The following is a 12,731-nucleotide window of genomic DNA, read 5'->3' on the forward strand; positions in this document are numbered from 1 at the left end:
CGTGGACCGGCTCACCGAGACGCTCGAAGCGGCACTCATCGACCCCGGCGCCGCGCAACTGCTCCGCAGCGGTCAGTTCACCAGCGCACTTCGGCACGTCGGATTCGGCGTGCCAACGCGAAACCGCCCGGCTCGAACGGGGTCTGGACCGCAACCCGCACCGCTTCAGTAGCCAAGCGTCGCCGCGACGCCCAGCAGCAAAAACTCGCGAGAGGGTTAGTCCCCGGTCAGCTCCGCGTGCCGGCAGGTGCGTACGGCGCTGCGGGTTGCGGGCCGGTGCCGTCGTGGGCGGCGATCCAGGGGTCGTGGAGCCACATCTGGGTACCGCGGCGGCCCTGGCCGGAGTCCCAGGCGATGTCACGTTCGTAGGTCAGGACCGACTCGTCGGGTCCGATGACGACCCAGGTGTAGAGACCGCTGTCGTGGTGCATCTTGACCTTCATCCCGGAGACCTTGGCGGTGGTGCCGTCGGGCTGGGTGATGGTTTCGTCGTGCTGGTTCACCCATTCGACGGTGAGGCCGTCGACATGGTCGGGCGCCACCCGGCGCAGGAAGTCGAGGGCGAGCTGTTCGCTTCTGTCTTCGCTGGGGAGACGGCCGCCGGTCTGCTGATCGAGGCGGGTGAATCCGAGGATGGTGCCGGCCTGGTCGAGAACCACGCTCGCGTGAGGGCCACCGAGGCGGTAGCCGCCGGGTTGATGCCGGACGACGGTGACGGCGCGGTCGTCGTGGTGTTCACGGCGTACGTTGACGATTCCCCAGCTCGGCGGAAGCTGCAGGCCGGTGCCGTTGAGGGCTTGTGCCTCCTGGCGTCGTACTGCGTCCTGATCGGCTTTCGGCGATTCGATGGGGCTCGGCTTGGTGGTGGGCTTTGCTGGTTGGCCAGCGGTCTGGATGTCGGTGGTCCGGGTGTCGGTCGGCCCTTCGTCTTGCAGGGCGACGGCCGTTCCGGTGGTGGCCAGGACGGCGGCGACACCGGCGACGACGAGTGCGGTCGAACGATTCACGGTCTGCTCCTTACTGATCTATCTCCAACGGGACCGTTGGAAATAGCGTAGGCAGGTCCCCGGCATCTTTCAACGCAAGCGTTGGATATGCTGGCGGCCATGGCCTGGAACACCGCCGAGACCAAGCGCAAACTGAAGGACGCTGCGGTCGCCGAGTTCGCCGCCCACGGCTTGGGCGGCACCACGATGGAGCGCATCGCCCGGCGGGCCGGGGTCAACAAGGAGCGGCTGTACAGCTACTTCGGCGACAAGCCCCAGTTGTTTGCCACCGTGCTGGCCGACGAGCTCAACAAGGTCGCGGCCGCAGTACCGCTGCGTGAGCTGGACGGGCCGGAGGCGGTTGGAAGGTATGCGGCCGCCGTGTACGACTACCACTCCGAGCACCCCGAACTGACTCGTCTACTGCTCTGGGAAGGCCTCATGAACCTCCCCGAAGTGCCCGACGAGGAGACCCGCACGGATTACTACCGCGCCAAGGTCGCCGCGTTCGCCCAGGCCCAACAGGCCGGGCTGATCAGCGACCGACTCCCCGCCCCCGACTTGGCCTTCCTCATCCTCTCCCTGGCCGGCTGGTGGTACGCCGTACCGCAAATGGCCCGCATGATGCACGCCGACACCGCCGCCAACTCCGCCAAAACCGCCGTAACCCGAGCAGCCACCCACCTGGCTACGCCCTGAGCTGTTTGGTTACCGCTTCTGGCGGCTTAGCTACGGTCTAGGACAGGAAGCTAGAGTCAGGATCAGTGACCTGGAGTGGTGATCGGCCCGGACCATCAGGTCCGGGCCTTCGCCTTACTGGGGCCCGATTTGGACGCTCAGCGGCCATGATCTAGACTCGATCTCGTAAGAAAGCGGCGCGGGGTGGAGCAGCTCGGTAGCTCGCTGGGCTCATAACCCAGAGGTCGCAGGTTCAAATCCTGCCCCCGCTACGAAAGAAGGCCCGGACCATCAGGTCCGGGCCTTCGTTTTGCGTCGGGGTGGGTTGTCAGACACCACCGCCACTGAAATGTGTAGCTGCTCACACTGATCATCGAACCTGACGTGCCGGGCCTGACGGTGGAGAAGCACCGGGCGATGTTCGGAATGCGAGCTCAACTGCAGGGGGACGCTCGCGGTAGATCCTAGGTAATGAGCAGGCTGACGCGTAGGCCCAGGTGGTCGGAGGCGTACGGCGGGGTGGTGAACATCAGGTCGGCGGATTGGACGTTGATCGCGCCCGTGACCAGGACGAAGTCGATGCAGTGTGAGGTGCGGCCCGGCGGAAGGTAGGCGGCGTGGAAGGTCGGGGGACAGGCGCCGGCGTAGGCGTCGATCAGGTAGGCCTTGGCGATGAAGTCGCGGAAGAGGTCGCTCTCGCGGGGCACGTTGAAGTCACCGCAGACGATCGCCGGTCCTGGTAGTGCGTCGACGACGTCGGCGAGTGCGGTGAGTTGCTCGCGATGCGTGCGATAGAAGCGGTTCGACTCCGACCAGTCCCCGTCGACGTTGGCCTGCGGATGCGTGTTCACGACGTACGCCGAAGGCAGCCGGGTGACTAGGACGCCCTTCAGCCTGGTGAGGCCGGCCGCCGGAAGCCGAAAGTACCGCGTGTCCTGGACCGGCCGCCGCGTGAACGTCACCAGCCCGCCGGCTGGGCCAACAGCCGAGCGGCGGTAGCTGACATGCAGGTACGACGGCATCCACCTCACCAACTGCCTCAGGTGGTAGTACGTCAGCACCTCCTGGAAGTTGACCACATCAACATCGGAGTCCTCGAACTCCCGAGCGATTACCCCGTACCGCTCGCGCAACCGCGACCCCAGCACCGGCATCCCGCGGGTGTTCAAAGACGCGATGGTCAGCTGGTTCATACTCCTCCAGTCGGACTCGGAGTCAGGGTAGAGCCCCAGGCAGACCCGATGTGACTGCGGTGCGTCGTCGGTAGGTTCGGGTGGGTGATGACTTATGAGGTTCTGGTTCGGGGGGTCGACGCTATCGAGGAGGTAGCGACCAAGGAGGAGGTGGCGCGGGTGTTGTGCCCGGTCGAGGAGCATGACGGGCCGTGTGAGGTTCCGTGGGGTTTCTCGGTGGGGGACGACGGCGAGCTGGTGTTGGGGATCTATGCGTCGCCGGAGATGGCGGCTGAGGTAGCGGAGCGGGTGCGCCAAGTCGTCGCCGGGCACCAGGTTGTGCTCGCGCAGGCCGCTGCGGGACGGTTCGAGGAACTCGAAATGCAGCACCGGATCGAGCACGGCGGCTGATACTGGGCTAGTGAACGCTGTCGCCGAGGCCAGGAGCGCGTACGACGCACGCGCCTGGTCACGCGCGTACGAGCTGTTCGCAGCCGCGGACACCCTGGACGCCGACGACCTGGACCGGTACGCCGTTGCCGCCATGCTGCTGGGGCGCATGGACGAGTACTACGCCATCCGCGAGCGCGCGTATGAGCAATTGCTCGCACAACGGGACCTACTCGGTGCGGCCGGTGCAGCGCTCTGGAACGGGATGCAGCGGATGGTCTCCGGTGACGTGGTCGTCGGTGGCGGCTGGCTGGCCCGTGCTGCCCGGCTGATCGAGGAGGACGGCACCGACTCCGTACCTGCTGGCTTCCTCAGACTGAGTCAGGCGTTCGCAGCGGACGACCTCGAGCAGGCGGTTGCAATCAGCAACGATGCGGTCGTGGCCGGACGACGCCTCGGCAGTAAGGACCTGGTCGGGCTGGCGCTGCACCAGCAAGGGTTGCTCCTGCTGGAGGGCGGTCATACAGCGGACGGCCTGGCAAAGCTGGACGAGGCCATGGTCGAGCTCACCTCCGGCTCGCTTTCGCCGATGGTGACCGGCATCGTCTACTGCGGTGCGATCGCCGGCTGCTGGACGGTGTACGAGTTGCGCCGGGCTGAGGAGTGGACCGCGGCGATGACCCGGTGGTGCGACAGCCAGCCCGATCTCGGCAACTTCACCGGTGAGTGCAAGGTACGGCGGGCTGAGCTCAAGCAACTGCGTGGTGCCTGGACCGACGCCCGTGCGGACTTGGCTCGCGTCAGCAGCGCCGACGTGGACAGGTGGGCCGCCGGATGCGCGGCGTACGTCCGAGGGGATCTGGACCGGCTCCAGGGACACTTCGCGGATGCAGAGGAGTGCTTCACCGAGGCGAGCCGGCTCGGCTACGACCCGCAGCCGGGACTGGCACTGCTCCGACTGCAGCAGGGCAGTGTGCAAGCAGCCGCGGCAATGATCCGTCGGTGTCTGTCCGAGTCGCAGGACGACGGGAAGCGGGTGGAGGTCCTGTTCGCCGCGACAGAGATCCTGGTGGCGTCAGGCGAGCTCGAAGCGGCCACCGCCGCAGCCGACGGCCTCACCACGCTCGCCAGCAAGTGTCACAGCACCATCGTGCAAGCCCTTCAAGAACAAGCTCAGGCCATGGTCCGTCTCACGCAAAGTCCCGATGCGGCACTGACGCCGGCCCGGGCTGCTCTGCGCCGGTGGATCGAGCTACGAGCGCCGTACCAGGAAGCTCGCACGCGGCTGCTGATAGCGGATGCCTGCAGGGCGCTCGGCGACGCAGAGTCCGCAGACCGCGAAACGGTCACCGCCCGGCAAACGCTCCACGACCTCGGCGCGGTCACCGAGGCACAGAGGCCGGACGGCTTGCTTTCGCCGCGCGAGATCGAAGTACTACGTCTTGTCGCCACCGGAGCCACCAACCGCGCGATCGCGGCCCAACTGGTGCTGAGTGAGCGGACTGTCGATCGGCACGTGAGCAACATCTTCACCAAGCTGGGCGTCTCGTCCCGGTCCGCGGCGACGGCGTACGGCTTCGAGCACAAGCTGGTCTGAGCGGTACCCATTGCCGCCGTTGGGTGATTTCACCGACGCCACAGACCGCGGCGCACTCCTACCTTCGAGACACGTGACCGAAGGAGGGGACCATGAGGTACGAAACAGTTGTGATCGGGGCAGGGCAAGCCGGTCTGTCGGCCGGGTACCACCTCGCCCGGCGCGGCAAGCCGTTCGTCATCCTGGATGCGGCCGACCGGGTCGGAGGGTCGTGGCTCAACCGCTGGGACTCGCTGTCGCTGTTCACGCCGGCCAGTCGGGACAGTCTGCCCGGGGCCAGGTTCGGCGGCGGCTACACCTTCCCGTCCAAGGACGAGATGGTGGCCTACCTGGAGGGGTACGCCGAACGGTTCGGGCTGCCGATTCGCCTCGGAACCAGGGTGGACGGTCTGTTCCGCGAGGGGGACACCTACCGAGTCACCGCCGGCACCGAGTCGTTCGAGGCGGACAACGTCATCCTGGCGACCGGCATCCACCGAGTGCCGAAGATCCCCTCGTTCGCCGGCCGGCTCTCGCCTGACCTCGTCCAGCTGCACACCGCGGACTACCGCAACCCAGGACAGCTTCAGCCGGGAACGGTCCTCATCGTGGGCGCCGGGAACTCCGGAGCCGAGATCGGGGTCGAGGTCGGCAAGACGCACAAGGTCCTGCTTGCCGGCCGCAACGTCGGCTACCTGCCGATCGAGATGCGCGGCTGGCAGGGCAAGCTGCTGTTCCCGCTCATCTGGTGGGTCTGGGAGCACATCCTCACCGAGGACAAGTTGCCGGGGCGCAAGGTGCAGGCCGAGGCGCTCGAAGGTCACGGCGAGTTCCTGATCCGGCAGAAGGAGAAGGATCTGCTTGCTGTCGGCATCGAACGCGTCCCGCGCATCACCGACGTCGTCGACGGCCGGCCGCAGACCGAGGACGGCGTACTGCTCGACGTCGCCAACGTCATCTGGTGCACCGGCTTCACGCCGGACTTCAGCTGGATCGATCTGCCCGGCCTGGACTCGTCCGGCCGGATCGCCACCGAGCGCGGGTGTGTCACCGGGCAACCAGGACTCTACGTGCTGGGCCAGGAGTTCCAGTACATGTTCAACTCGCACACCGTCGGTGGTGTCGGCAAGGACGCCGCGCACGTCGTCAGGCAGATTGCTGCCCGCAACCTGTTGGCTTCAAGTGCGGTTTAACTAGCATGATTGGTGTCATGAAGATCGAAGGACAGATCCCGAGTCAGGCCGATGTCGACGCGATCCTGGCGCTGGTAGACGCCGTACAGGATGCCCAGAGCAAGGAAGACGTGGACGCGTTCATCGCGTTGTTCCGCAAGGACGCGCTGTGGGTGACCGGGCACGGCAAGCGGCTGTACGGGCGGGACACCATCGCGGAGTTCACCAGCCGGGTGCTGCCCGGGGCGACGAAGGACGCGTACGCCACCTACGTCCCGGACCACCTGCTGTTCGTCCGGCCTGACATCGCCGTCGTCAACGTCAACCAGACCTACGTGCGCCGCGACGGCTCCACCGCCGAGCTGCCGGTCGAGCACGGCAGCCCGGTCTACTTCCTCGCCAAGGACGACGACACCTGGCAGATCGCCGCGGCGCAGAACACCGTCGTCGTAGCCGAAGGCTGACTACTTCACCGCGAGTTCGCCGAGCTCGGACCAGTCGTCCTGGGGAACCTTGAAGTTGACGATGCGCGGCGTTTCCACCAGGTACGGCGGGAGCTGCTGCTGGGCAGCCTTGAAGTGCGCGGACATGACGTGGGCCGACGCGGCGTCTTCGTCGGCGAAGGCCTCGACCAGCACGTACTCGTCGGTGTCGTCGATCGAGCGGGACCAGTCGAACCACAGGCACCCGGGCTCGGCCCGGGTGGCCTTGGTGAACTCGGCGGTGATCGACGGCCAGTTCGAGGCGTGCTCGGACTGGACGCGGAACTTCGCGGTGATGAAGATCATGAGCTCGATGCTAGGCCGTGTCTGGCAATTCCCCGCCTACTGCGCGGCACTCGGCACGGCATCTCGCCGCACTGGAGCAAAGGCCACGATGGATCCGCATCGAGACCTTCGCTCCAGCACGCCGAGCTACCGCACCGAGCACCTGCTCGCGACGGCGCTGAATTACCAGACACGACCTAGTCGTCAGCGCAGCGTGAAGCCGGTGCCGAGCGGGTCGCGGGGGTCGAGGGTGAAGGTGGAGGTACCAGTTCGGTACGCCGCGCCCTCGACCTCCGTGATCACGCCATCCTCGGCAACCTCCACCACGCGACCCAGGAAGGTTGTCCCGACGATCGACTCGTGCCGCAGCACTTGATCGTCCGCCAGCAGGCCCTCGTCGTACAGCAGCGCCAGGCGCGCCGACGTACCCGAGCCACACGGCGACCGGTCCACCTCACCATCGGCGAAGATCGCGACGTTCCGCTGGTGCGGCCCGCCCTCCCAGGAACCGAGGTCGTCGTAGAAGATCGTCCCGTAGATACCGTTGAGTCGCGGGTCGACCGGGTGGACGGCCTGCGAGTCCAACGCCCACTTGATCTCACGCCCCACCGCGATCAGGTCCGCGTAGCAAGCGGGAATCACCGACAGGCCGACAGACGACACCGCGACGGAGGCGTAGAACGCGCCGCCGAAACTCACATCGGCCACGACAGCTCCACGCGACGTCGACACCGTCAGACCACGTCCGACGACGTACGACGGAACGTTGCGAAAGGCAACGCTCGACACCACACCACCGACGCAGGTGACCCGCGCGACCACCCGTCCGGACGGTACGTCGATCACCACATCCGTCGCCCCGTCAGGGGAAGCAGGCACCAGACCGCTCTCCACCGCCCAGGTACCGAGGGCAATCGTCCCGTGCCCGCAGGCCGTCGAGTACCCGTCCTTGTGCCAGAACAGTACGCCGAAGTGCGCACCGGAGTCGTTGCCTGGCACAACGAAACCGCCGTACATGTCCGCATGCCCGCGCGGCTCGTTCACCAGCAACTGCCGGACCGCGTCGACTTCGGCGGACGACTGGGCAAACACCCGCCGATCCGGCACCGACGCACCAGGAACCTCCACCGAAGTGACAATCCGGAACGGCTCCCCGGCCGTGTGGTAATCAACGGTCTCCACCGAAAGCATCAGAACCCCAAGTCCTGCCGAACCGACTCGAGCGCGTACGCCGACTGCATCGTAAGCCCAAGTCACAGTTGAACGCCGACGGTAGGACGCTTCTTCACCGACCATGATCCACGCGTTGATGTTGACGGCTGCGGGGTCACGCTCTCAGCCCGGCGACGCGCTGATCGCGGCTTCGGTGGTGGCGCCGGGGTGCTTCCTGATGGACGGTCCCGGGGCCGGCTCCCTGGCGTGAGGCGAGTGCGCTGAACAGACGTCAGCCGCTGTCGCCCGAGTGGGCAGCAGCGGCTGACGTTGCCTTTGAGCGCCTGAGGAGGGTGGTGCCCAGGTCAGGCGGCTTGCAGGACGCGGTTGCGGTTCTTCTGCGCCCAGACGGCCCGGCGCAGTTTCGCCCTGTCCGGATAGCCGGCGGCTCGGCCGATCATGTAGACGTCGTGGCTGCGCATCTTGACCATGCCGGCGACGTACCAGACGGGGTTTCCCTCGGCCAGCATCGCGATGATCATGTTCGTGGTGGCGGTGTCGGTGGTGGCGGTGGTGGTGTTCATTCTGACCCTCTCCTTTGGTCGCTCTCACTGATACGTCGGACCAGGGCGGCCGGATTCGACATCACCTCGACAACTTTTTCTCGGCTACTTTTCGACCATCGCCGATCACATCCCGCGACCCCACTCGTCCGCTTCGCCCTCCGCTCAGCTGCACCCGTCCACCACATCGCCAGCCCGGCCGGCAGCCTGGCTCACCACCCGGTACAACGCCGTCCACGCGCCAATCCGCGGTGTCTGTCGACCGGTCACACGCACGTCCCCGAGCCAAGGCGAGGCTGTCACGTGGACCGGCCCCACGCGCTCCCCGGGCAATGACCGCGGCCCGCCGCCACCTCTTCAACCCGGATCCGCAAACCACACCCGCGTCAACGCCCGGGTCACCAAGCCCTTCACCCGGCGCCGTGCCAGAGCGCTCGCCGAGCCAGTCGGCCGTACAGCTGACGCCTCTCTGGACCCGCCGTACGGCGCGCCCTGCTGGACCCGGTTGACACGGTGATCGGTGTGCGGCCGCGTTGCTGATCCGGGCCCGGCCGGCGGGGTCAAGGGGTTCTCCGGTTCCGAGCACGCCCGGGCGGTGAGGCTGCCTCGGTGTGTACGACGAGAACGGGCCGCCCTGTCCCGGAGCACGCCGCTCGGCTGCCGACCACGGTGATCCGCGAGCTGCTTCGCGTACCGGCCGAGGCGCGGACACGGACGCCGTGCTCATGCCGCCGGGCTGGAGGAGGCGGGGGCGCGGACCCACCAGTGATGGGCTGGGCCTTTCGACCCTGCCTCCGTGATGACCAGTTGAGGTCCAGTCCGGAATCCCCTTGTAGGCCAGGAAAACAGAGCGCCCCGATCAGAGATCGGGGCGCTTGTCCGTGTGGGTCCCGGGGGGAGTGGGACCACCACACGTTGGGGGGACTTGAACCGTAACCCGGTCGCGGGGTCATGTTCGAACCAAATCGCCGACCTCGTTCGACGAACGGCACGAAACCTGCGCTCAGCGGCTGACTCGGCGCCGGTACAGCGAGGTCGCCAGCGTCACCGAGAACAGGAGCAGACCAGTACACCAGGCGAGTGCGATCCAGCCGTTGTTCCCCATCGGTGTCCCGATCAGCAAACCGCGCACGGCCTCGATCACCGGCGTGATCGGCTGGTGCTCGCTGATCGGCCGCAGCCACGACGGCATCGTCTCGGGCTGGACGAACGCGCTGCTGAGGTACGGCAGGAACAACATGAAGAAGCTCAGCGTGCTGGCCGACTCGACCGACTTCGCGAGCACGCCCAGGCCGGCCGCGAGCCAGGAGAGCGCGAGGACGTAGAGAAGTAGCAGGCCGATCGCGGCCAGCCAGTCACCCGGTCCGCCGACCGGCCGGAAACCCATCGCCAGTGAGGCGAGGATGACGATCGTCGTTGACACCGCGTTACGCGCGATACTCGCAGTAACATGCCCGGTCAGTACGGCGAAGCTATGGATCGGCAGCGACCGCAGCCGGTCGATCATCCCGGTGGTCATGTCGTCCGCGACCGCCATCGCCGTGTTCGAGGCGCCGTACCCGCTGGTGAGAAGCAGGATGCCCGGGACGACGTAGTTGATGTACTCCGTGCCGGTGTTGATCGCGCCGCCGAAGACGTAGACGAACAGCGCCATCATCAGCATCGGCAACAGGATCGACACGAAACAGCGTGTCCACGTTCCGGCGCATCAGCCGCACGCACCGGTCGATCATGGTGACCACGTCGGACACCGCGGCGCCGGCTCCTTGATGTGACATTTGATCAGCTCCTATCGGCCTACGCGGTCAGCGCGAGGAAGACGTCGTCGAGCGTCGGCCGATGCGACGACACTCGTTCCGGCTGCACCCCGTTGTCCCGCAGTACGTCGAGCACGTGGTGCAGATGCGCCGCCGTCCCATCCGACGGCAAACTCACCGTCAACTGCTCAACCACCACTCCATCCCCCGCCCCTTTCCACTCAGCCGCCCCACCCGCCCGAGCCAGATCCACTCGACCCGCCCCGACGGGGTTCACCCCGCCTGCTCCCGGCGCCTCGCCACGGAGTGCGCCGGTTGCCTTCAGCACTTGCGGTTCGTCGGCGAAGCGGAGGTCGATGCGCTCGCCGCCGATCTGCGCCTTCAGTGCGTCGGCGGTGCCGGTCGCAACGACCCGGCCACGGTCGAGCAGCACGATCCGGTCGGCGAGCCGGTCCGCCTCCTCGAGGTACTGAGTGGTCAGCAGGATCGTGGTCCCGTCGCGGACGAGCTCGCCGATCGCGTCCCACATCGTCGACCGGCTGGCCGGGTCGAGCCCGGTGGTCGGCTCGTCCAGGAAGATCACCCGCGGCTGTGCGATCAGGCTCATCGCCAGGTCGAGCCGCCGCCGCATCCCGCCCGAGTACGTCTTCACCCGCCGGTCCATCGAATCGGTGAGCCCGAACCGCTCGAGCAGTTCAGCGGTACGGCGTTGCGCGGTGGGCCGGCCGAGATGCATCAGGCGGCCGATCATGACCAGGTTCTCCCGGCCGGTCTGGTTCTCGTCGACCGCGGCGTACTGCCCGGTCAGACTGATGACGCCGCGGACCTGGGCCGGCTCGCGCAGTACGTCGTACCCGGCGATGGTGGCCTGGCCGGCATTCGGCCTGGTCAGCGTGGTCAGGATCCGCACCGTGGTGGTCTTGCCGGCGCCGTTCGGACCGAGCAGGGCGAGCACAGATCCCTCCCGGACCTGTAGGTCGACCCCGGCGAGCACCTCGGTCGCACCGAACGACTTCCGCAACCCGGCTGCCTCGACGATCATCGTTCCCCTCCTTACTGCGTACTCGATACGCTAAATAGCGTAGCAGGTACGCTATATCTGCCCGCAACCCCTAGACTGAGGTGGGTGGAGATGAGTGAGCTGCCGGCCGATGTGGCGTTGATGTGGCGGTTGCGGGACGGCAGCCGGCGCGGTCCGAAGCCGTCACTGACCATCGACGACATCACCCGGGCGGCGATCGAGATCGCCGACGCCGAGGGGTTGGCCGCGGTCTCGATGGCGCGGGTGGCCGAGCGGCTGGGCAACTCGACGATGGCGCTCTACCGGCACGTGAAGAGCAAGGACGAGCTGCTCGTGCTGATGTCGGACGCCGCTCTCGAACGCCCCGAACCGCTACCCGAAGGCATCGACTGGCGGACCGGGTTGACGTTCTGGGCCAGCGGTGTCATGGTCGCCGTCCGCAGGCATCGCTGGTACTCGAAGCTCCCGATCACCGGCCCGCCGGCCGGGCCCAACAACCTCGCCTGGTTCGATTCCGCCCTCGGCGCGCTGAAAGACACCGGCCTGCCCGAGGAGGCCAAAGTCGGCGTGGTGATGGGCCTGATGACGTACGTGCACGGCGAGATCCGGCTGTCCCTCGACCTGGCCGCCGGGTTCGCCGACAACCCGGCCGCCTTCAGCCGGTACGGCGCCATCCTGGCCCGCGTGGTCGACCCCCGCCAACTCCCTGCCCTGGCCCGAGTGCTGGACGCCGGCGTGTTCGACACAGTCGAGGCCTTCGAAGAAGAGTCCGGCCAAGATTTCGACTTCGGCCTGCAGCTCTACCTCGACGGTGTCGAACGATTCATCGAACGGGTCTGTCAGGACAGCTGAATCACCGCGTCCGCGGCGGGAGCCGTCGCCGCGATCAGGCGGGCGTTGTGTTCGTCGGTGCCGTAGGTGCGGGCATGGGCTTCTTCGGGGGAGCGGCCGTATCGGCGGTGGCGGGCCTCGAGGCGATCGTGACGCAGTTGTTCGGGCACCTCGACGTACCAGCACTGGTCGAGCAGGGTCCGAACGGTTGCCCACGGCATCTGATCGAAGAGCAGGTAGTTGCCTTCGGTCACGATCAACGTGACGTCCGGTCCGACTCCGATGCTGGCGGCAATCGAATCCTCAAGCCCGCGGTCGAATCGTGGCGCCCAGATCAGCTCATCCGGTGCCTCCTTCAGCCTCTCGAGCAAGGCAACGAATCCGTACCCGTCGAACGTGTGCGGTGCTCCCTTCACCTCCGCGAGTCCGAGCTCCTCCAGCACGGACTGCGCGAGGTGATACCCGTCCATCGGCAACAACGCGACCCGATGACCGTCGGCGATCAGCTTCGCGGTCAACTGCTCGGCGTACGTCGACTTCCCGGCCGCCGGTGCCCCGGTGATCCCGAGGATCGATCGCCGGCCCCGCGTGGCGAGGTCGACGGCACGGTCGTAGGCGGCGGCCGGGTCCAGTATTTCCACCCCACGATCCTAGGCCGTGCCTGAT

Annotated in this window: 14 protein-coding genes and 1 tRNA gene; 7 read left to right on the forward strand and 8 right to left on the reverse strand. The window is 67.0% G+C overall.

Annotated features, from left to right (window positions below; genetic code table 11):
- Nucleotides 1–227: 227 nt before the first annotated feature.
- Nucleotides 228–1,007 (reverse strand): hypothetical protein, encoded by a 780-nt coding sequence (locus tag AB0F43_RS15905; RefSeq protein ID WP_360476158.1) that lies wholly within the window; start codon nucleotides 1,005–1,007, stop codon nucleotides 228–230.
- A 99-nt stretch (nucleotides 1,008–1,106) separates the two neighbouring features.
- Here AB0F43_RS15905 and AB0F43_RS15910 point away from each other — a divergent pair, with 99 nt between their 5' ends.
- Both AB0F43_RS15910 and AB0F43_RS15915 read left to right on the forward strand, forming a co-directional pair.
- The gene (locus tag AB0F43_RS15910; protein ID WP_360476161.1) at nucleotides 1,107–1,685 is read left to right on the forward strand and encodes a TetR family transcriptional regulator; all 579 of its coding nucleotides are present in this window, start codon (nucleotides 1,107–1,109) and stop codon (nucleotides 1,683–1,685) included.
- A gap of 177 nt (nucleotides 1,686–1,862) precedes the next feature.
- Nucleotides 1,863–1,936: transfer RNA gene (locus tag AB0F43_RS15915), tRNA-Met, on the forward strand.
- A 192-nt stretch (nucleotides 1,937–2,128) separates the two neighbouring features.
- On the opposite strand, the gene AB0F43_RS15920 is transcribed toward AB0F43_RS15915, so the two are convergent.
- Complete coding sequence (locus tag AB0F43_RS15920) at nucleotides 2,129–2,857, reverse strand: endonuclease/exonuclease/phosphatase family protein (RefSeq protein WP_360476164.1); 729 nt, start codon at nucleotides 2,855–2,857, stop codon at nucleotides 2,129–2,131.
- An 84-nt stretch (nucleotides 2,858–2,941) separates the two neighbouring features.
- Between AB0F43_RS15920 and AB0F43_RS15925 the strand changes: the two genes are divergently transcribed.
- From AB0F43_RS15925 to AB0F43_RS15940, 4 genes are all read left to right on the forward strand, one after another.
- Entirely contained in the window at nucleotides 2,942–3,247 is a 306-nt protein-coding gene (locus AB0F43_RS15925; protein WP_360476167.1) for a hypothetical protein, read from the forward strand.
- Nucleotides 3,248–3,257: 10 nt separating this feature from the next.
- Nucleotides 3,258–4,823 carry a response regulator transcription factor gene (locus AB0F43_RS15930; protein ID WP_360476169.1) on the forward strand — a complete coding sequence of 522 codons (1,566 nt, stop codon included), beginning with the start codon at nucleotides 3,258–3,260 and terminating at the stop codon, nucleotides 4,821–4,823.
- A 92-nt stretch (nucleotides 4,824–4,915) separates the two neighbouring features.
- Nucleotides 4,916–5,995: an NAD(P)-binding domain-containing protein gene (locus AB0F43_RS15935; protein ID WP_360476172.1), complete on the forward strand. Its 1,080-nt coding sequence runs from the start codon at nucleotides 4,916–4,918 to the stop codon at nucleotides 5,993–5,995.
- 17 nt (nucleotides 5,996–6,012) lie between these two features.
- A complete protein-coding gene (locus AB0F43_RS15940) occupies nucleotides 6,013–6,438 on the forward strand; it encodes an SgcJ/EcaC family oxidoreductase (protein ID WP_360476175.1) in 426 nt (141 codons plus the stop codon).
- On the opposite strand, the gene AB0F43_RS15945 is transcribed toward AB0F43_RS15940, so the two are convergent.
- The 5 genes from AB0F43_RS15945 to AB0F43_RS15965 all read right to left on the reverse strand — a co-directional run bounded on the left by AB0F43_RS15945 (nucleotide 6,439) and on the right by AB0F43_RS15965 (nucleotide 11,255).
- Nucleotides 6,439–6,762 (reverse strand): putative quinol monooxygenase, encoded by a 324-nt coding sequence (locus AB0F43_RS15945; protein WP_360476178.1) that lies wholly within the window; start codon nucleotides 6,760–6,762, stop codon nucleotides 6,439–6,441. It abuts the gene before it with no gap.
- Nucleotides 6,763–6,945: 183 nt separating this feature from the next.
- Nucleotides 6,946–7,932 (reverse strand): proline racemase family protein, encoded by a 987-nt coding sequence (locus tag AB0F43_RS15950; protein WP_360476181.1) that lies wholly within the window; start codon nucleotides 7,930–7,932, stop codon nucleotides 6,946–6,948.
- A 326-nt stretch (nucleotides 7,933–8,258) separates the two neighbouring features.
- Nucleotides 8,259–8,477, reverse strand: coding sequence for a hypothetical protein (locus tag AB0F43_RS15955; RefSeq protein ID WP_360476184.1), 219 nt, complete (start codon nucleotides 8,475–8,477; stop codon nucleotides 8,259–8,261).
- Between the two features lie 982 nt (nucleotides 8,478–9,459).
- Complete coding sequence (locus AB0F43_RS15960; protein WP_360476187.1) at nucleotides 9,460–10,137, reverse strand: ABC transporter permease; 678 nt, start codon at nucleotides 10,135–10,137, stop codon at nucleotides 9,460–9,462.
- Between the two features lie 116 nt (nucleotides 10,138–10,253).
- Nucleotides 10,254–11,255, reverse strand: a complete 1,002-nt coding sequence (locus tag AB0F43_RS15965) for an ATP-binding cassette domain-containing protein (protein WP_360476190.1) — start codon at nucleotides 11,253–11,255, stop codon at nucleotides 10,254–10,256.
- A 90-nt stretch (nucleotides 11,256–11,345) separates the two neighbouring features.
- Here AB0F43_RS15965 and AB0F43_RS15970 point away from each other — a divergent pair, with 90 nt between their 5' ends.
- The gene (locus AB0F43_RS15970; protein ID WP_360476193.1) at nucleotides 11,346–12,086 is read left to right on the forward strand and encodes a TetR/AcrR family transcriptional regulator; all 741 of its coding nucleotides are present in this window, start codon (nucleotides 11,346–11,348) and stop codon (nucleotides 12,084–12,086) included.
- On the opposite strand, the gene AB0F43_RS15975 is transcribed toward AB0F43_RS15970, so the two are convergent.
- The gene (locus AB0F43_RS15975) at nucleotides 12,074–12,706 is read right to left on the reverse strand and encodes a nucleoside/nucleotide kinase family protein (protein WP_360476196.1); all 633 of its coding nucleotides are present in this window, start codon (nucleotides 12,704–12,706) and stop codon (nucleotides 12,074–12,076) included. The genes AB0F43_RS15970 and AB0F43_RS15975 overlap by 13 nt on opposite strands.
- Between the last annotated feature and the right edge of the window lie 25 nt (nucleotides 12,707–12,731).

Source organism: Kribbella sp. NPDC023972 (genome assembly GCF_040639075.1).
In the GTDB taxonomy this organism is placed as follows: Bacteria; Actinomycetota; Actinomycetes; order Propionibacteriales; family Kribbellaceae; genus Kribbella.